Origin of the sequence: Peribacillus sp. TH27 (genome assembly GCF_016650915.1) — a bacterium.
Lineage (GTDB): Bacteria > Bacillota > Bacilli > Bacillales > DSM-1321 > Peribacillus > Peribacillus butanolivorans.
In genome coordinates this window covers 4,706,500-4,725,202 of sequence record NZ_JAEKEV010000002.1, presented here as the reverse complement: position 1 = coordinate 4,725,202, position 18,703 = coordinate 4,706,500, and the positions used below count along the sequence as shown (strand labels likewise).

16 protein-coding genes and 1 other annotated feature are annotated in these 18,703 nt (G+C 40.2%); of the genes, 3 read left to right on the top strand and 13 right to left on the bottom strand.

Annotation, left to right across the window (positions count from 1 at the left end):
- Nucleotides 1–20: 20 nt before the first annotated feature.
- The 9 genes from minC to JFU24_RS24055 form a co-directional block, all read right to left on the bottom strand.
- A complete protein-coding gene (gene minC / locus JFU24_RS24095; protein WP_342214708.1) occupies nt 21–671 on the bottom strand; it encodes a septum site-determining protein MinC in 651 nt (216 codons plus the stop codon).
- A gap of 115 nt (nt 672–786) precedes the next feature.
- Nucleotides 787–1,305: a rod shape-determining protein MreD gene (gene mreD, locus JFU24_RS24090; RefSeq protein WP_057218889.1), complete on the bottom strand. Its 519-nt coding sequence runs from the start codon at nt 1,303–1,305 to the stop codon at nt 787–789.
- The gene (mreC, locus tag JFU24_RS24085) at nt 1,302–2,174 is read right to left on the bottom strand and encodes a rod shape-determining protein MreC (RefSeq protein WP_053347161.1); all 873 of its coding nucleotides are present in this window, start codon (nt 2,172–2,174) and stop codon (nt 1,302–1,304) included. Before mreC ends, mreD begins: the two co-directional genes overlap by 4 nt.
- Before the next feature lie 165 nt (nt 2,175–2,339).
- The gene (locus JFU24_RS24080) at nt 2,340–3,359 is read right to left on the bottom strand and encodes a rod shape-determining protein (RefSeq protein WP_053347162.1); all 1,020 of its coding nucleotides are present in this window, start codon (nt 3,357–3,359) and stop codon (nt 2,340–2,342) included.
- Nucleotides 3,360–3,507: 148 nt separating this feature from the next.
- Nucleotides 3,508–4,182, bottom strand: a complete 675-nt coding sequence (gene radC / locus JFU24_RS24075; protein ID WP_201187977.1) for a RadC family protein — start codon at nt 4,180–4,182, stop codon at nt 3,508–3,510.
- A gap of 60 nt (nt 4,183–4,242) precedes the next feature.
- Nucleotides 4,243–4,812, bottom strand: a complete 570-nt coding sequence (locus JFU24_RS24070; protein ID WP_201186040.1) for a Maf family protein — start codon at nt 4,810–4,812, stop codon at nt 4,243–4,245.
- A 182-nt stretch (nt 4,813–4,994) separates the two neighbouring features.
- The gene (locus JFU24_RS24065) at nt 4,995–5,966 is read right to left on the bottom strand and encodes a hypothetical protein (RefSeq protein WP_201223487.1); all 972 of its coding nucleotides are present in this window, start codon (nt 5,964–5,966) and stop codon (nt 4,995–4,997) included.
- A gap of 342 nt (nt 5,967–6,308) precedes the next feature.
- Entirely contained in the window at nt 6,309–7,061 is a 753-nt protein-coding gene (locus JFU24_RS24060; RefSeq protein WP_446728142.1) for a prepilin peptidase, read from the bottom strand.
- A 453-nt stretch (nt 7,062–7,514) separates the two neighbouring features.
- Nucleotides 7,515–8,798: a bifunctional folylpolyglutamate synthase/dihydrofolate synthase gene (locus JFU24_RS24055; RefSeq protein ID WP_201250605.1), complete on the bottom strand. Its 1,284-nt coding sequence runs from the start codon at nt 8,796–8,798 to the stop codon at nt 7,515–7,517.
- 99 nt (nt 8,799–8,897) lie between these two features.
- Between JFU24_RS24055 and JFU24_RS24050 the strand changes: the two genes are divergently transcribed.
- Nucleotides 8,898–9,839 (top strand): RimK family alpha-L-glutamate ligase, encoded by a 942-nt coding sequence (locus tag JFU24_RS24050; RefSeq protein ID WP_201250604.1) that lies wholly within the window; start codon nt 8,898–8,900, stop codon nt 9,837–9,839.
- Entirely contained in the window at nt 9,808–10,662 is an 855-nt protein-coding gene (locus JFU24_RS24045) for an ATP-grasp domain-containing protein (protein ID WP_201223483.1), read from the top strand. The genes JFU24_RS24050 and JFU24_RS24045 overlap by 32 nt, the downstream gene beginning before the upstream one ends.
- A gap of 82 nt (nt 10,663–10,744) precedes the next feature.
- Here the strand turns inward: JFU24_RS24045 and JFU24_RS24040 are convergent, their stop codons facing one another.
- Nucleotides 10,745–13,396 carry a valine--tRNA ligase gene (locus tag JFU24_RS24040; protein WP_201250603.1) on the bottom strand — a complete coding sequence of 884 codons (2,652 nt, stop codon included), beginning with the start codon at nt 13,394–13,396 and terminating at the stop codon, nt 10,745–10,747.
- A gap of 45 nt (nt 13,397–13,441) precedes the next feature.
- Nucleotides 13,442–13,671, bottom strand: a binding site (T-box leader).
- A 236-nt stretch (nt 13,672–13,907) separates the two neighbouring features.
- Here JFU24_RS24040 and JFU24_RS24035 point away from each other — a divergent pair.
- Complete coding sequence (locus tag JFU24_RS24035; protein WP_056525571.1) at nt 13,908–14,099, top strand: hypothetical protein; 192 nt, start codon at nt 13,908–13,910, stop codon at nt 14,097–14,099.
- 56 nt (nt 14,100–14,155) lie between these two features.
- Here JFU24_RS24035 and ysxE read toward each other — a convergent pair whose 3' ends face one another.
- The 3 genes from ysxE to hemL form a co-directional block, all read right to left on the bottom strand.
- Nucleotides 14,156–15,226: a spore coat protein YsxE gene (ysxE, locus tag JFU24_RS24030; RefSeq protein ID WP_201225115.1), complete on the bottom strand. Its 1,071-nt coding sequence runs from the start codon at nt 15,224–15,226 to the stop codon at nt 14,156–14,158.
- A gap of 171 nt (nt 15,227–15,397) precedes the next feature.
- Nucleotides 15,398–16,816: a stage VI sporulation protein D gene (gene spoVID / locus JFU24_RS24025; protein ID WP_201250602.1), complete on the bottom strand. Its 1,419-nt coding sequence runs from the start codon at nt 16,814–16,816 to the stop codon at nt 15,398–15,400.
- A 580-nt stretch (nt 16,817–17,396) separates the two neighbouring features.
- Entirely contained in the window at nt 17,397–18,686 is a 1,290-nt protein-coding gene (gene hemL / locus JFU24_RS24020; protein ID WP_056525582.1) for a glutamate-1-semialdehyde 2,1-aminomutase, read from the bottom strand.
- Between the last annotated feature and the right edge of the window lie 17 nt (nt 18,687–18,703).

The window sequence follows — 18,703 nt, the reverse complement described above, 5'->3', positions numbered from 1 at the left end:
CTAATCTATTTAAATTAGGTCTATATTTCTTTAAAACTTGCAGACTTTTCTATTATTATATTTTCTTCTTCGTCCATGAAGGCACATTCCAAGTCATGCCCCCATTTCGTATATTGGTCAGGAGATAAATTCACTTGTCCAGCAATACGCAACTGAGCGGGTTTCATAACAGAGGCTGCAATAATAGCCTCATTATTCCCCTTATATCCGGCATGGGCTATCCCTTTTAACTGTCCCATAATATATATGTTACCACCCGCACGAACCGTTCCGTCCGGATTAACATCTCCAATTAGCAGTAGATCGCCGGGAACTTCAAACACCTGTCCCGATCTTATCACCTTGGTCACAGTTGTCACTTGGTTTTCATCTTTCCAGCGTTTCGCTTCATCCTTTGTCAGGACATTCGAAAGCATCTCGTCAACGAAAAGTTTCTTCTTTTTATGGATAACCTCTTTAATCTTTTCCACTTGTTCATCATCTAGATAGCGGTTCCCTGTATGTACTTTTACGGAAATAGACGGGTCATTTTCTTGAAACTGATAGTTTGCAGAAAGCTTCGCTTCTAACTCTTTCAATAATTCGGAAAATGAGCAAGAATCATCGAGATGAAGCATAAACCCGTCTTTTGTTCCCTTAATCATAACATTTTGCTGAATTCTTTTATTCATGACGTTTGTTTCACCTCAATGAAATATAATTCGACATAGGAAAACAAATTTCCTTTTTCTACTTACATGGAAAAGTGAAAATACATTTTTAACCTACTATTAGAACACAGAAACGTTATTCTAATTCTCCTTGCAAATCAAGCTTTTCGATAATTCTCTTTAATGGATAGCAACTAATAATAATAAATACGAGGTTCAATAATAATGTCGGGACGAATCTCCGGTCCATATATTCCGCAAATCCCATATCTGCAAAAGATAGGATGATATTCATTTGAAAAATAACGACCTCTAAAACTGCCGTAAACAAGAGAGCTACAAGGCAGGAAATAAGTATATTATTTTGCAAGATTTTCATGCATTTTGAAATCAAATATGCAAGAAAAGGGATAAGGAACATGTAAACCCCTAAAATTTCTGTATATACGGCATCATATGTTAACCCAAGAATTGCTCCATAAAGCATCCCTATTTTTCTAGATCCGAACATAGTCAGGAAAAAAACAAAAATCATAATAAACCGAGGAACTAGGATTTTATCAGCGCCAAATACATCACTTGCAAATAACTGGGCAAAGATGCTTTCAAAAACAAAAAAAAGCAAGGCTATAAAAGAAAGGATGAAATGTTTCACTTAACTTCATCCTCCCCATCCATCTCATCTTCTACGCCGCCAACTTCACGTTTGACGACCATTACATTATTAATATCATAAAAATCCGTCGATGGTTCAATATACGCGGTTTGGTTCAATCCATATTGATCCACTTTAACATCGACCACTTTTCCGATTGGCAGACCTTTCGGGAAGATCCCTCCATAACCAGAAGTAATGACCAATGAATTTTTCTTGATTTTTTTATCATAAGGAATCCGTTTCATTAATAAAAGATTCTTTTCATCATCGAACCCTTCAATCAAACCAAATGCTTTATCTTTGCCTTGAATGATTGCAGAGACGCGGTTAGCTTTGTCGATTGAGCTTAAAAGTTGAACAGAAGCAGTGAAATCAGTGGCTACTTTTACCTTACCAACTAAACCAGTGGATGTAATGACAGCCATATTTTTTTCTACTCCATTACGCTTTCCTTTATTAATCGTAAGCATTTCATGCCAGCGTTCAGGATTACGCCCTATAACCGTCGCCTGAATTGGCGAATACTTCCGCAGATCGTCTTCCTTACCGAGGTTATCACGAAGTTCTTCATTTTCCTCTTTTAAATCTTGAACCTGGGTTTTCAATAAAACATATTCATCCAAACGGGCTTTCAACTTTTTGTTTTCATCGTATGTATGTTGAAGTTCTTTTAAGTCCCCTACAAACCCCGTTATACCCGATACAGGTTTATTAAACACATTTCCGACCCAGCCTGTTGTATCCTTTAAGAATTTCTCGGGCCAAGTTAACTCTTCTCTCTCTCTTAATGAAAAACCGATCAATGCCACGAGAACGATAATGCTAACGAGCAAGAGAAGGAGTTTTTTATTAAAAAACTGTGGCATGATGATTGCACCTCTATTTTCAATTTACTCAATTGTAATGATTAAACACATTAATAACAGCTAGCCATCAAATGTTTTTAGACAGCTTAAAGAAAAAGCAAAGCCGGCCCAAAATTGCAACCTTTTGTTGAGCCGGCCCTATTTGAGAAGTAATGCTTGTAATGCTTATCTTGAATCTCTTGATTTAGTCTTGAACAAATGAATGTGGTCCAATGCTTTACCAGTTCCGATTGCAACACAATCAAGCGGATTTTCAGCAATGATTACTGGCATTTGTGTTTCTTCACTGATGACTTTATCCAAATTGCGCAGCAAAGCACCTCCGCCTGTTAGTACAATACCTCTGTCCATAATGTCAGCTGCAAGTTCAGGTGGTGTTTTTTCTAAAGTGTTTTTCACTGAATCTACAATCGCAGAAACTGTATCACTTAATGCTTTAGAGATTTCCTCAGCTGTAATTTCGATCGTTTTTGGTAATCCAGTCAAAAGGTCACGGCCGCGAATTTCCATATTTTCAATACCTTCCGTGTCACCAGCAGAACCAATTTCCATCTTAATCGCTTCAGAAGTACGTTCACCGATCATTAGATTGTAGTTCTTACGAATGTAAACGATAATGGCATCATCCATCTCGTCACCAGCAATGCGAATTGATTGGCTTGTTACAATTCCACCAAGGGAAATAATCGCTACTTCCGTTGTTCCCCCGCCAATATCAACGACCATGCTGCCTGTAGGTTCCCAAACAGGAAGATCAGCTCCGATAGCTGCTGCAAACGGTTCTTCAATTGGATAGGCATCACGAGCTCCAGCTTGTCTAGCTGCATCGATAACTGCACGCTGTTCAACTGCTGTAATTCCAGAAGGCACACAAATCATGACATACGGTTTGTTACCGAATACGCCCTTTTTTTGAGCTTCTTTCATATAATACTTCATCATTGTAGCCGTTGTTTCATAATCGGCAATAACTCCGTCCTTCATCGGGCGAAGGGCAACCACGTTTCCAGGTGTACGACCGATCATGTTTTTCGCATCATTTCCGACTGCGACAATCTGTTTTGTATCTGTTTGCACAGCAACAACAGATGGTTCACGTACGGCAATTCCTTTTCCTTTTACATAAACAAGCGTATTAGCTGTTCCTAAATCAATTCCTATATCTCTAGCGCCAATTCCAAACATTATGGTATCTCCCTTTCGTAAACAAAAATGCCTTTTTATAAGTTCAAATAATAATTTGTCGTTTTTTGACAATAAGAGTTTTGAAAAAGTTTCCTCTTTTAAAAATCATAAACAATATTATATCGTATCATCAAAAATTTTGATAGTGTCATAAATAACCTTTTTCCTTCAAACTAACATATTTGTGCTCCCCAATAATGATATGATCCAATACTTCAATCCCAATTATTTTACCACATTCGACTAATCTTTTCGTTACTTCAATATCTTCTCTGCTGGGAGACGGGTCTCCGGAGGGGTGGTTATGAAGACAGATGATAGAGGCAGCAGACCTTCTGAAAGCTTCTTTGAAGACCTCACGCGGATGCACAATCGAAGCATTGAGACTGCCGATGAAGACTGTCGTTTTATGAAGAACTTGATTTTTCGTATTTAAATAGAGACAGACGAAATGTTCTTGTGTCAAAAAACGCATTTCTTCCATGCAATAATTGGCACCATCTTCAGGAGAGCGGATCACATAGCGGTCTGGATCATTTAATTTTTGAATTCTCCTGCCAAGTTCGACCGAGGCTAAAATTTGAATCGCTTTCGCTTCACCAATCCCTTTAATCCCGGTCATTTCTTCGACAGAGGCTTCTTTTAACAGACGCAGACCCTCGAAAGATTTGATGAGACGACTAGAAAGCTGAAGAACAGATTCTTCCTTTGTTCCAGTCCTCAACAGCAGAGCAAGCAATTCTTGATTGGAGAGGCTTTGCGGCCCGTCTTGCAGGAATCTTTCGCGAGGCATCTCTTCTTTCGGGTAACCCCGCATTTGCATTTTTTCACTCAAAGCATCCACCCTTCCTTATAAAAGGGAGAGTGCCAGAGGAGAAATCTATTACGTCATGTCTGATTGCATCACCTTAAGTTCGCGAGCTAGTCTTGAAACCGGAAGTCCGACAACAGTGAAATAGTCCCCATTAATTTGTTTGACAAGAAGTGAACCGTATCCTTGAATACCATAGCCGCCTGCCTTGTCAAAAGGTTCGCCGCTGTCCAGATAACGTTCGATTTCAGCTTCTGACAGCTCCCAAAAAGTCACTTCCGTTTTTTCTGCAAATACTTTGCTGTGCTTACCGAATATAATAGCGACACCTGTGTACACTTCATGTGTTCTTCCTGATAACATCTCGAGCATTCTTTTTCCATCGGCACGGTTGATTGGCTTGCCCAATATCTCACCATCAAGGACAACAACTGTATCTGAGCCGATTACCCAGCTTTCCTGATGATCAGCCGCAATGGCTGCCGCTTTCCTAGAAGCTAATTCTTGTACCGCCTCTTCCGCACGCATGTTTTCATCAATACTTTCATCGACATTGGAATTCATACTTTCGAAGGGTATTTGAAGGAATTGTAGAAGTTCTTTACGACGCGGTGATGATGAAGCTAAAATCAATGGTTGCATAATAAAAAGTCACCTTTCTTTACATAGAGAGATACATTTCTATCCTATCAAATTATGGAGAAATCCACAATTATTGTTTACTAGGAATCGACAATGGCCGTATCTTATTTCCCGGAAAATAAAAAAAAGTTGTCATAAAGGGGAGCTTGTCCTGTTAAATAACTCCCCTAGATCATCAACTTTCACCCTGTTATTTTTTGGTAATTCAATAAAAAGTCAAGCAGACTTCCTTGAGCCTGTAAAAGATATTCTTCCTTTTTTGATGTTTCATATTCGGTTATCAACTTTGCCGCAGCTGATAGATTATTATTCATTTGGGAAAGTTCTGATGATAAGTTCTCCCCCTTTAGCTTTTCCATATTTTTTTTCAGAGTTTCCTCGTTTACTGTTGTTTCCTTACCCCGAAGCTTGGTTGCGGATGTTTCTGCTAATGAAGAATATACAGCCTTCATAGTGTCGAGTGTTTCCTCATCTTTTTGGCTTTTACTCGCCGCTTCAAAATTGATTTCCTTCCAATAAACGTCTACATCATATGACTTTAAAAACAATGCCAGCTCCTTACTTGCAGTTAGGCTCTCCGCTGATCCTAAAAATAAATAATAGCTGTCTTCTAATTTGAAAATTTCAGCAGGAACCTGCTTTTCAATGATTTTTTTTTGAATTTGTTTCGCCGCATCCTCGCTGCTGAATACACCGCCTTGTACAAGGAATGTTTTCAGCTGAGCTCCTTGTTCCATAGTTTCTGGTTTTGTATCCTCAGCAGGAGATGCCGTTTTGATAGAGGTCTCAACTGAAGTATCAGCTGCCTTTTCCTTAGTAATGGTTTTAACGGCAATTAAGCCAAGTATCGACCCGAAAAACACCGCGCAAATGACTGCAATCAAGAATGGTTTTATTGGTCTTTTGTCCGGACTATTTAACGTGCCAGTACCAAAACCGATAAGCTTCGGCATTTTCTTCTTTTTCGGGGCAGGGACCAATACAACCTTGTTCTCGATTGAATCATCCGGTAGAATCCATTCAAAACTATCATCAGTTTGTTCCTGCTCCTCACCCGCTGCCTCTTGATCTACATTCTTATTTTTATCGGCAAATACTTTTTCTTCCCCATTTATTTTTATCTTAATACCTTTGCTTTTTTCGGACTTGTCCACTTTTTTTCCTCCTCTCCTGATCATTTTTTCCATCCTATCATAGAGGCAAAAAAAAATAACAAGACTTTTGTCGTCTTGTCATTAATAGGTTTCGTCAAATTTCTCTATTCATATTTCCCTAAACTAAGGACATTCTTCAAAATGCATAGGTTCCGTTATTTCTGATCCTTTGCCGTCGCATAATTTGCATTTCTCACCTTAAATAAATTCCTAGTAAACTATGTCAGTTAAAATAGTAACCATGTCCTTTAAAATCAAAAACGCAAGATGTCCAGAAAGTTTTTGACAAATTTCATCAAAACAAGGATCGTCCCTTTATGAAATAGATTCCCCTAATTATTATCATCTTAAAAAGTGCACATACCACTGTAGAATGGACTCGCCCCAAAAATAAGCAGTCAATGTCCCAAAAACGATATACGGTCCAAAAGGAATCAGTGTTTTCTTTTTAATCACGCCTGTTAGCATACCGATGATGCCAAAAAATGCCCCATAAAAGCTCGCAAACAGAAACGATAACAGCACCAACTTCAATCCGAGTGCAAAACCAATCACTGCAAACAGCTTGATATCACCGCCACCCATACCTCCCTTGCTCACCACAGCGATTAATAGAAGCAAACTAAAGCCAACCGTGGCCCCTACAATTGAATCCCACCAAGGAGATAGTGGAAAGAGAACGCGTAGAAATAAAAAAATCACTGCAAAGAAAAGTAGTACCTTATCAGGAATGAGCATATAGGCCACGTCAGAAACAAAGATGATCATAAACAAAGAAATCAATGTCCAGGCAATCCAGAGTTCGTCCACCCTACCAAGGAATAAAGGAGCTGAAACAAACAAAACACCTGTTAGCATTTCTACAACCGGATAAAGGGGGGAAATCCTGGCCTCACAGCCACGGCATTTACCGCCTTGTATCACATAAGAAACAACTGGTAGTAACTCGAACGACGTCAAGGTTCGTCCACAAGATTGACAAGCAGAGCGCCGATTGGTAAATGAATTTCCTATAGGAACACTTAAGCCGACAACGTTATAGAATGAGCCTAAAATTAGACCTAGGGCGAAGAGAAAGAGATAGAAAGGCATCATTTATTTTACTTGCACTCGGAATCTATTTACTTCGATTGAATCCTTAGCATCAATTGTAAAAGTGCCTATATCAGAAATTCTAATTCCTTTTACAGAACATTCTACTTTGTCATAATCACCAGGGTTCTTCATAATTATTCATTCCTCTCGTTCTTTAATTTGCCATCTCTACTTCTGCCTTCAGTAGATCTCCCTCCTAGTAACTAGGATATTTCTCTTTAGATTGCCGAACTATTCTTTAGTCCTATAGAATCAATACTTAAACATATTTTAACAAAAATACAGGATAATAGGGAATTAATATATAGGTTTTTATTAAAAGTAGTTTTCTTCTTTTAAGGCTCTGTTAAACGATTATGCTGATAGTTACCAAAAATAAAAAGGACCTTGAACAGGTCCTTTTTGTGAAAATAACTCATTTTGTCATGAAACCCGTTATTGATTATAGATCTATCAAAATTCAGATATAAATTCCCTCACAAGTGAAAGGAAATAAAGGGAACCTGTAATGACAAGAATCTCTTTTTCCCCTGTTTTCTGTCTCCCTTTCCTTATCGCCGACTGCCAATCCTTATCTATGCTTTTATTTTCATGACTGCATTGTTTATAAAGTTTTTCCGCATCAGCCGCTCGTTCATGGTTGAATTCGGTAATGATGATTTCAATCGCTTCCTTTTCCAGCATATGCAGCATCTGTGAATAATCTTTATCCCGAAATGAACTGAAGATAAATCGGTAAGTGTAATCTGGATAATGTGTCTTAAGTGTTTCTATCAGTACTTCGATGCCAGCAGGGTTATGCGCCCCATCAATGATTACCAACGGCTCGTCAGATATTTTTTCAAAACGGCCATTCCATTTCGCCTCCCTTATTCCCTTTCGAATGCTTTTTTCATCTATGCCTTCTATAACTAACATGACAGCAGCGACGGCCAGTGCTGCATTATCTATTTGGTGACGACCTAACATCTGAAGGTCAATATTCCGGATAGACCTACTATCAAGTGAGATTGAGAAGCTTTGCCCATGTTTACTTTGCTTCACATCATTCACATAAAAGTCCCTTCCTAATTGATAATAGGGTACGTTTGCTGAAGCTGCTTTTTCTTCGATTACTTTTGCTGGCTCCTCGGCCGTGACTCCACTGATAATCGGTGCACCACTTTTAATGATGCCAGCTTTCTCTGATGCAATTTCCGCAAGGGTGTTTCCTAGAATATTCGTATGTTCCAAAGAAATAGAGGTAATGATCGAAAGAAGCGGCTGGATGACATTCGTTGTATCGAGCCTGCCTCCAAGTCCCGTTTCCATTAGAACTAGATCGACTTCTTTTTTGCTAAAATAAGAGAAGGCCATCGCTGTTAGGATTTCAAATTGAGTCGGTCCGTTCCCCGCACTATCCATCTCTTGTACAATTGGCCAGAGTTCCTGGAAGGCAGCGACAAAGTCATTGTCACTGATTTCATCTGTATTTATCTTCAGTTGTTCATTCATGCGTATTAAATACGGCGATGTGAAGGAAGCGACCCGAATTCCTTCTGCTAGCAGGATTTCTTTTATATAATGCAAGGTAGATCCTTTCCCGTTTGAGCCTGCAATATGAATATACTTTAGACCTTCTTGGGGATTACCTAATTTAGTTAATAATGTTTCCATTCGTGATAGGCCAAAATTCATACCTAATTGAACCTGTCGTTGTTCGAAAAAATGATTGATTTCTTTCATGGTCTTTCCCATTTATCAATAAGCCTCCTCTTTCTTTACACCGCTCTTATGCGTTAAAATTATTTTATCAATATATTAACGATTTACCTAGATGAAAGGTAGTGATTTACCGTGAAACCTTCTGCACTCCACTGTTGGATTGTCGTCAACGGCTATTTACAACATGATAAGTTTTCTAGTTTAGCTTTATTTATTAAAGAAGCAGCTGAAAGAAAAGAGATTTCGGCAACCCTTGTCCGTAATTCCGAACTTATTCCTGTAATTGAAAAAGGATTGCCTATGCTAAAAGGAAAATTTGAAAAGTTGCCTGATTTTGTCCTGTTCATGGATAAAGACATTCATTTGGCTCGCCATTTGGAATTGCTCGACATTCCCGTATATAACAGCAGCACAGCGATTGATATTTGCGATAGCAAAGCAAAAACGCATCAAGCGTTAGCAGGGCATGGCATTCCAATGCCGAAAACCTTATTTCCTCCGTTTACGTATGAAGGAATTGAAAGAATAAATGTGGATGCTTTTAAAGATATCGGCCTTGAACTTGGATACCCGCTTATCGTAAAGGAAGCATACGGCTCATTTGGTGAACAAGTGTATTTAATTCAATCAGAGGCTGAATTTTTGAAGACAGTCCATAAGCTTGGACACAAACCATTTATTATTCAAGAATTCATCGAGCACAGTAAGGGCCGTGATATTCGCGTGAATGTCGTCGGAGATCAAGTCATAGCTGCAATGCACCGCAAATCCGAGCATGACTTCCGAGCTAACATGACAGTTGGAGGCCATGCATTACCATACAGCCCCACCAAGAAAGAAGCGGATCTGGCTATCCGATGTGCTTCGATTCTCGGTGCAGACTTTGCAGGCGTCGATTTATTGTTCGGTGAAGATGGCCCACTTCTATGCGAAGTGAATTCGAACTCGCATTTACTAAATATTTGCGACTGTACTGGCATCAACATCGCTGATAGCATGTTTGATTATGTGTTGGACAAATTAGAAAAAGGAAGTATTTCAGATGAACAAACAAACAGGTTGGTTGATCTATAACCGTGATGATGCCGAAAAAAACAGAGGATACATAGACTGGATGCTCGACGAAGCTAAAAGGCTAGATCTTGATTTACATTTTCACTTCCGAGAAGACATCAAAATTGGTCATCGTTTCAATGAGTTGTTCGTGGAACATAAGCAACATCCTATTGAATTGCCAGACTTTGCGATTGTTCGGACCATCGATCCTTTTCTCACAAAACAGTTGGAGCAAGTGGGTATTGCCTGCTTTAACTCCTCTTTCGTATCCGAAATGGCGAATGACAAAGCAAAAACGCATCAATATTTGACCTCAATCGGAATTCCGATGGCCGATACCGTGTATTGCCAAGGAATGCCGAGTGCTGATGATATGGATTTCCCGTTCATCGCTAAAGAAGCCCATGGGCGCGGCGGGAAACAAGTATATTTGATTGAACACGCACATGATTTAGCCGAATTGTCGGAAGGAAATTGGATTGTCCAAAAGCCCTGCGTATTCGGCAAGGATATCCGCGTTTTTGTGATTGGTAAAAAAGTGGTGGCCGCTGTACTTCGAGAGTCCTCCTCCAGCTTCAAGGCAAATTATACGTTAGGTGGATCAGCTTCATTATATGAGCTGTCTGTACCTGAAAAAGCGCTTGTTGAAAGAGTAATCGCAGCTTTTGAGTTTGGCATGGTCGGAATCGATTTTATTTTTGCCGAAGATGACAGCCTAATGCTCAATGAAATCGAGGATGTAGTGGGTAGCAGGACACTTAGTGCACTAAGTGACATTAATATTGTAAGAGAGTATCTTATTTTTATTAAAGATAGAATTTCCTCTCAACCGGACATTTAATCACGACTGATTGAAGATTAATATTTATTAAACACAAAAAAAGGATGAACCAGCATAATAGGCCGGTTCATCCTTTTGCATTTTACAGCTGTTTCAATTCGTTGATTCTGTGGATCACAGAGTCACGTTTTTCGCTGTAGTCTTTTTCTTTGGCACGTTCTTCATCAATAACGCTTGCTGGCGCCTTTTTAACAAAGCCTTCGTTCCCTAATTTTTTCTGTACGCGTTCGACTTCTTTATTAAGTTTGTCGAGTTCTTTTTCAAGACGTTTCACTTCTTCGTCGATATTGATCAGTCCTGTAAGCGGAAGGATTAGTTCAACACCAGTTACAACTGCCGTCATTGCTTGAGCTGGTTCTTCGACTTGGATGCCGATCGTCAAGTGTTCAGGATTACAGAAACGCTCGATATAGCTGCTGTTTTTCTGTAATGTTGCTAAGATGGACTCGTCTTTCGCTTTTAAAATCAAATTGATTTTTTTGCTTAACGGTGTGTTCACCTCAGCACGAATGTTACGAACGGAGCGGATGATTTCAACAAGCAGCTTCATTTCCTCGGCTGCAGCTGAATCTGTCAATTCTTCGTTCACTTCCGGCCAAGCAGCAACAGTGATCGACTCACCTTCATGAGGAAGGTTTTGCCAGATTTCTTCGGTAATGAATGGCATGAAGGGATGCAACAATCTCATCGTGTTATCTAGCACGTAAGCTAAGATTGAACGAGTCGTTTTCTTCGCTGCTTCGTCTTCGCCATATAACGGAAGTTTCGCCATTTCAATATACCAGTCACAGAAATCATCCCAAATGAAGTTGTAAAGCACACGGCCGACTTCACCGAACTCATAACGGTCAGCGAGTCTTGTTACGTTTGAAATCGTTTCGTTCAAACGCGTTAAAATCCATTTATCGGCTACAGATTTTTCACCGCTTAAATCGATTTCGTCATACGTCATGCCATTCATATTCATTAAAGCAAAACGGGATGCGTTCCAGATTTTGTTGGAGAAGTTCCAAACCGCTTCCACTTTTTCGGTGCTGTAACGAAGGTCCTGACCTGGTGAGCTGCCCGTTGATAAGAAGTAACGCAGGGAATCAGCACCGTATTGATCGATAACATCCATCGGATCGACTCCATTACCAAGCGATTTGCTCATCTTGCGTCCCTGTTCGTCACGAACAAGACCGTGAATCAGTACATCTTCAAAAGGACGTTCGCCCGTGAACTCAAGTGCTTGGAAAATCATCCGTGAAACCCAGAAGAAAATGATATCATAGCCTGTCACAAGTGCTCCGGTTGGATAGTATCGTTTAAAATCAACGCTATCTTTGTCTGGCCAGCCCATAGTTGAGAACGGCCATAAAGCAGAGCTGAACCACGTGTCCAAAACATCTGTATCTTGTTCCCAGTTCTCAGCATCCGCAGGCTCTTCATGTCCTACATACACTTCGCCTGTTTCCTTATGATACCAAGCCGGAATGCGGTGGCCCCACCAAAGCTGACGGGAAATACACCAGTCGCGAATATTTTCCATCCAGTGCAGATACGTTTTTTCGAATCGATCTGGAACGAAATGAACTTTTTCATCATCAGACCCTTTTTGAAGCTCAACTGATGTATCCGCAAGAGGTTGCATTTTGACGAACCATTGAGTCGAAAGATATGGTTCAACAACAGCACCGCTTCGCTCTGAGTGACCAACTGAGTGAAGGTGATCTTCTATTTTAAAGAGTACTCCTTCATCCTGAAGGTCTTTGACGATTTGCTTACGGCACTCGAAGCGGTCCATACCTTCGTATTTACCGGCCTTTTCATTCATCGAACCGTCTTCATGCATGACAAGGATGCGCTCCAAATTGTGACGGTTCCCAATTTCAAAGTCATTCGGATCATGGGCAGGTGTAATTTTAACCGCACCAGAACCGAATTCCATATCCACATAATCATCACCGACAATCGGAATTTCTCGACCTGTAATTGGCAAGCAAACCATTTTACCGATTAAATGCTTATAACGGTCATCTTCAGGGTGTACGGCAACAGCAGAATCGCCAAGCATGGTTTCTGGGCGAGTTGTAGCTATTTCAATTTCACCTGATCCGTCAACTAATGGATATTTCATATGGTAAAATGCGCCCTGAACATCTTTGTAAATAACCTCGATATCAGATAACGCTGTTTTCGTTGATGGATCCCAGTTGATAATGTATTCCCCGCGATAAATCAAGCCTTTGTTATAAAGGGACACGAATACTTCACGTACCGCTTTAGAAAGCCCATCATCAAGCGTGAAGCGCTCACGTGTATAATCAAGACCAAGACCAAGCTTTGACCATTGTTCACGGATATGACTCGCATACTCCTCTTTCCATTTCCATGTTTCTTCTACAAACTTCTCACGGCCTAAGTCGTAACGGCTTACGCCTTCTGCACGAAGCTTTTGTTCAACTTTTGCTTGCGTAGCGATACCAGCATGGTCCATACCTGGCAACCATAAAACGTCATAGCCTTGCATCCGTTTCATGCGAGTTAATATATCTTGAAGTGTTGTATCCCAAGCATGGCCTAGGTGCAGCTTACCTGTTACGTTCGGCGGTGGAATGACAATCGTATATGGCTCTTTTTTGTCATCACCTTTTGTTTCAAAAAACTTTCCATCAAGCCACCACTTATAGCGGCCTTTCTCTATCGTCTGCGGATCATATTTAGTCGGCATCGAAATTTGGTTCTCTTCCATAATCATTTCCTCCTTTTAAGGGCATAAAAAAAACTTCCATCATCACAAAAGGACGAAGGAAGTTGTTCGCGGTGCCACCTTTTTTCCGAAAAAGAAAAGAATCTTCTTCGGCTCTCAAATGGGATAACGGCTCTTCACCGGCCATCGCTACTAAATAACTTTCACGAAAACTGCTCGCGGACGACTTCTGATGCTGCCAACTTAGAAACCTCTCACCAACGGTTCCCTCTCTGAAAAGCGCATTTCATCTTACTATTTCCGGTCTTTGCATTCATTTATATTCATATGTAAAATCACTAAACGCATATAGTATATAGTACAAAAAAAATAGGGCTCCAGTCAATCATCTTTCGAATACTTTCTTAAAGTATTCTCACTTTAGGCTATTAAATCTTGTCATTCAGTCTTTTTCTTTATTCTATCCTCTAAGATAAGTTCCTGTGACGGCTTTCTCACCTTTTCCACCTCATACCCATAGAATATAAGAAGTCCTACAAAGGAAGGTAATAATATGAAACGAAAATATTCCCCTTATACTTTACCGCCTTGGATGAAAAAATTCCGCGGTGTTTGCCAGCAGTTCATTATCCCTTTTATAGTATTCCAAGGGTTGCGGACGCTGATTTTCCCTACTTTCTTCGATATGCTTCTGCTAATCGCATTTATTTTCTTAGCTATGTCTTTATATTTCGAATGGATTTAATTATTCCCCTACAGAAAAAAAATATACATGACTGGAGGTAATCCAATCATGTATATTTAGCTTGGGGGTGATTGCTCTTCTTTAACAGCTTCAGTAGCCGCCTTTTTCTTCTGTTCAATATCTTCGATTTTCATCACCATATATTCAATATTCTTCAGGAGCCAAAATTGCCGCTGCAGTTGGGTTACATTATCTAGTTCTGTTCTATGGCCTCTGCCGTCCGAATAATTCTTCACTATATCTAGAGCCGATCCCGGAAAAGCAAGATAGCTTTGCATCAGCAGCAATTCTTCTTCTTTTAACGGGAAATAACGGAGATAGTTATATAGCCAATCGACACAGTCATCACATTGGACAGGATAGGTCCTCGCCGATTTGACTAGGAATGGGAGTAAATCGAAATGAGGCGGTGCCGTATTCGAATTCTCGAAATTAATAAAGTAACCATATCCACGTTCATCATAAACAAAATGCTTTAATGAGACCTTTCCATGCGTGACAACAGTCCGGATTTTTTCACTTTCCTTTGTTTTTTCATACCACGTTTCAAACTTCTTAATCGAGTACCTCAGTGCCTGTGATATATCTGTGAAAAAGGAACAAACCGTCATTTCAAATGGAGACATATACCATTTCTTTTCACAGCTATCAATATACTCATCCATAAAATCCTTCTCGTTATTCCAGGAATCCAATGTTCGCTCATAATGAGATTCTCGTTCCTCAATATCCACTACTATTTCTTTTACAGACAACGTATGCATCCGGGCAAGCTCCCTGAACATTTGCTTATGGCTTTCATCACGCTCTCCGTTTCTCTCGTTATTCAACCAGGGCATCAGGTAATACAAACGACCATTATGAAGAACCGCATAACGTTGATCCATCGTTTGATAAATGGGAACAATTCGGTTATACCCGCGATGATACAGTTTTTGAACATTTTTGATAAAATCAATGCCGTTGTGCGGTAAAATGGACTTCAAGGCAAATGTACCGCGATCACTATAGACTTTTTTCACTCGTCCGAAATCCTCTATATATTGTACATATAGGGCATATTCTTTCAAAACTTCTCCTGTGTCCCTATCCCAATTATTAGTCTGCTGATTCTCGTTTTCCCTCACGAGACTCACTCACTTTCTCTAAAAAAACTCGCCAATTGGATTCCTATAGCCACCAAAGGCGTAGTCACATTCAATCTTAATTTCTTAGATTGTCTTTCGTTTATTAAATTACAACTCAATTACTATAGTAAAAAACAGGAGCAGTGCCATCTGCTCTGCTCTCTGCCGTACTTAATTTTTATAAGCAATCGCCTTCGGTATATAAATGACTTGCCCTTCATGAACGTTCTGATTCGACTCCAATTCATTGCTGAAGAGTATAGATTGAACAGTAACATCATAGCGCTGTGCCAAATCATCCAACGTTTCCCCTTGCTGAACAATGCAAACCTTCATCCTGACCAGTTCTTCCTCTTGTTTTCGTCCGAATAAATCCATAATGGATAAATGCTTATCCGCTTGCTCCGTCGTCTCTTTATCATCACGTTCCGAGGCTTTTTTTCTGCCTTTATAATTTTTAACTTCTTTGGCTGGTGGCTCTGGATTTTCTTTTCTTTTAAACAAATCCCTTATAGACGATTGGTGTTCCTCTTCGTTTGCTACTTTCACATGCTCATTGAGGATAGGACCTGCTTCATCAACAGCTTTTTCCTGCCGGTCGACTTCCTCGGATCCAAATGGCGATACAGGAGTCTTACTAACTGGGACATTTTGTTGATTACTTACATAAACCGATTCTTCTTCTTTCTTAATCTCCGGGTTCTCTACGGCTTTTACCAGTCTGCTAACTTCTGCCTCTAGATGCTCATCTTGAATGGATGACTCCGGAATCTTATCAATTGGATGACTATGGCGATCAATTAGGTAAATCACTTCTTCTTCCTCTTCGGCTTCTTCCCTGTTTACTTCTTCCCACTGCTCCTCTTCTGGATACGGTGAAACAGGAATTTCAAAAACTGGAGCATTATGCTGTTCACTTAAATAGATAGGCTCCTCATCATCTTCTTCCTCGGTTTCAGACACTCGTTTTGCCTCGGCAGAAAATGGCGTGTATAACTCTTCTTCCTGCTCATCACGAAACACCGGTTGAAAATCTGGGATTGGCGGGACCCCAGCCGCATATGGAATGTATGACTCATTTTCTTCGTCTGTTTCTTCTTGTTCCTCGGTTTCTGTTTCCACGACCTCCAGTTCCGTATCGGTACGTTCTTCCACATATGAATCATTATAAATTCCGGTTATCAACAAATCCGCCTGCAATTTTAAACAGTTATGCTCAGGTAGAGCATAATCAAAACTTTGAATCGAGACATCAATTTCATCTAATGAGGCAATCCGATTATTCGGAATCGTTATATCAACCGGAAAACGGTGTGTGAACTCATTGAGTCCATCGAGATTCCTCTCAACCTTTTGAACGGCTTTTGGCATAAAGGTCTGTGAAAATTCCTCTTGTTCACCATTTTCCGAGTCCTTGTATTCACCGCATAAATCTAACGAGCCTCGTATAAAAACATATTGATCACTTTCTTGAATCGTCACATTTGGATCGAGGGAAATGGAATATAGCTCAGCCACTTCCTGTCCCTTCTGGAACCAAACGGATTCCTCTAAAGAAAATCGTAAATACGATTCATTTTCTTGCGACAAGACAACTCCTCCTTTCAGCTTCAGGAAACGGTACCTATACCAATAACAATCTATGAAGAAAGGCTATTGATTATTCCTTAATTTCATTGGAAACCATCTTGCCCTTAAGCCCTTCATCTACTTTTATTCGGCCTTTCCGCCATTTAATTCGTCCTTCATCCACTTTAATTCGGACTTCAACCATTTATTTCGTCCTTCAACCATTTATTTCGGACTTCAACCACTTTAATTCGGCCTTCAACCATTTATTTCGGACTTCAACCATTTATTTCGTCCTTCAACCACTTTAATTCGGACTTCAACCATTTATTTCGTCCTTCAACCATTTATTTCGTCCTTCAACCATTTATTTCGTCCTTCAACCATTTATTTCGTCCTTCAACCATTTATTTCGTCCTTCAACCATTTATTTCGTCCTACAACCATTTAATTCGGCCTTCCTCCACTTTCGGCCTACAAACTTTTTTTGGCCTACTTATTGATTAAAATTCAATAAAAAAACAGGCTACCTTTCTCCAAAAGTTTTTGGATAATGGTAGCCTGTTTTAAGAGTTTTATTAGTGTTTCAATTAGCTTTAGATTATTTTTTTAATTTCGCAAAAGCTTGTTCAGTTGCTGCAATGGTCTTTTCGATATCTTCATCACTATGTGCAGTAGATAGGAATAAACCTTCGAACTGGGACGGCGGCAAGTAGATACCTTGGTTTGCCATTTCCCTATAATAGGAAGCAAAGAACTCTAAATCAGAAGTTTTTGCTGTATCATAATTAACTACATCTTCATTCGTAAAGAAAAGTCCGATCATTGAACCAGCACGGTTAAATGTATGCGGAACACCATATTTTTTAGCAGCTTCTCCAATGCCTTTTTCGAGCATGTCACCTTTACGGGTAAACTCTTCATAAGATTCTGGAGTCAATTGGCTCAGCGTTTCAAGTCCGGCAGTCATGGCAAGCGGGTTTCCGGATAATGTTCCTGCTTGATAGATTGTTCCACTCGGTGCAATTTGTTCCATGATTTTACGTTTACCTCCGAAAGCTCCGACCGGTAAACCTCCGCCAATAACTTTACCAAGACAAGTCAGGTCCGGCTCAATGCCAAAATAGCCTTGTGCACAATTATAACCGACTCGGAAACCTGTCATAACTTCATCAAAAATCAATAGAGCCCCGTATTGGGTCGTCAAGTCGCGCAGGCCTTCCAAGAAACCAGGTTGTGGTGGCACGACACCCATGTTCCCCGCAACAGGCTCCACGATGATACAGGCGATGTCTTCGCCAAATTGCTCAAACGCATATTTTGTTGCTGCAAGATCATTATATGGCACTGTAATTGTATTTTTTGCAATGCCTTCTGGTACACCCGGGCTATCTGGTAGACCTAACGTTGCAACGCCAGATCCGGCCTTAATTAACAAGGAATCACCATGTCCATGATAAGAACCTTCAAACTTCAGGATTTTATCACGGCCAGTATATCCTCGTGCTAATCTTAAAGCACTCATAGTCGCTTCTGTTCCTGAAGAGACCATACGAATCATCTCAATCGAAGGAACCCGTTCAATGACGAGCTTAGCCAATTCATTTTCAACCACGGTAGAGGTTCCGAAGCTTGTACCTGATTCCGCTACCTTTTTCAGTGATTCAACGACACGATCATTCGTGTGACCCAGGATAAGCGGTCCCCAGGAAAGAACGTAGTCTATATATTCATTGCCATCGATATCATACATTTTCGAGCCTTTGCCACGCTCCATGAAAATGGGGTCCATGTCCACAGATTTAAAGGCACGGACCGGGCTGTTCACGCCGCCCGGCATCAAATTTTTTGCTTCAGCAAACGCTTTTTTCGATTTTTCATATGACCGCATGATTCAGTCCCCTTTTC

Excerpts from the sequence above, each read along its gene's own strand:
- JFU24_RS24070 (WP_201186040.1), bottom strand. The coding sequence starts at position 4,812 with ATGCAACCATTGATTTTAGCTTCATCATCACCGCGTCGTAAAGAACTT.
- radC (WP_201187977.1), bottom strand. The coding sequence starts at position 4,182 with ATGCAAATGCGGGGTTACCCGAAAGAAGAGATGCCTCGCGAAAGATTC.
- JFU24_RS24080 (WP_053347162.1), bottom strand. The coding sequence starts at position 3,359 with ATGTTTGGAATTGGCGCTAGAGATATAGGAATTGATTTAGGAACAGCT.
- JFU24_RS24040 (WP_201250603.1), bottom strand. The coding sequence starts at position 13,396 with ATGGAAGAGAACCAAATTTCGATGCCGACTAAATATGATCCGCAGACG.
- minC (WP_342214708.1), bottom strand. The coding sequence starts at position 671 with ATGAATAAAAGAATTCAGCAAAATGTTATGATTAAGGGAACAAAAGAC.
- JFU24_RS24060 (WP_446728142.1), bottom strand. The coding sequence starts at position 7,061 with ATGATGCCTTTCTATCTCTTTCTCTTCGCCCTAGGTCTAATTTTAGGC.
- hemL (WP_056525582.1), bottom strand. The coding sequence starts at position 18,686 with ATGCGGTCATATGAAAAATCGAAAAAAGCGTTTGCTGAAGCAAAAAAT.
- JFU24_RS24045 (WP_201223483.1), top strand. The coding sequence starts at position 9,808 with ATGAACAAACAAACAGGTTGGTTGATCTATAACCGTGATGATGCCGAA.
- JFU24_RS24035 (WP_056525571.1), top strand. The coding sequence starts at position 13,908 with ATGAAACGAAAATATTCCCCTTATACTTTACCGCCTTGGATGAAAAAA.
- JFU24_RS24055 (WP_201250605.1), bottom strand. The coding sequence starts at position 8,798 with ATGGGAAAGACCATGAAAGAAATCAATCATTTTTTCGAACAACGACAG.
- mreC (WP_053347161.1), bottom strand. The coding sequence starts at position 2,174 with ATGCCACAGTTTTTTAATAAAAAACTCCTTCTCTTGCTCGTTAGCATT.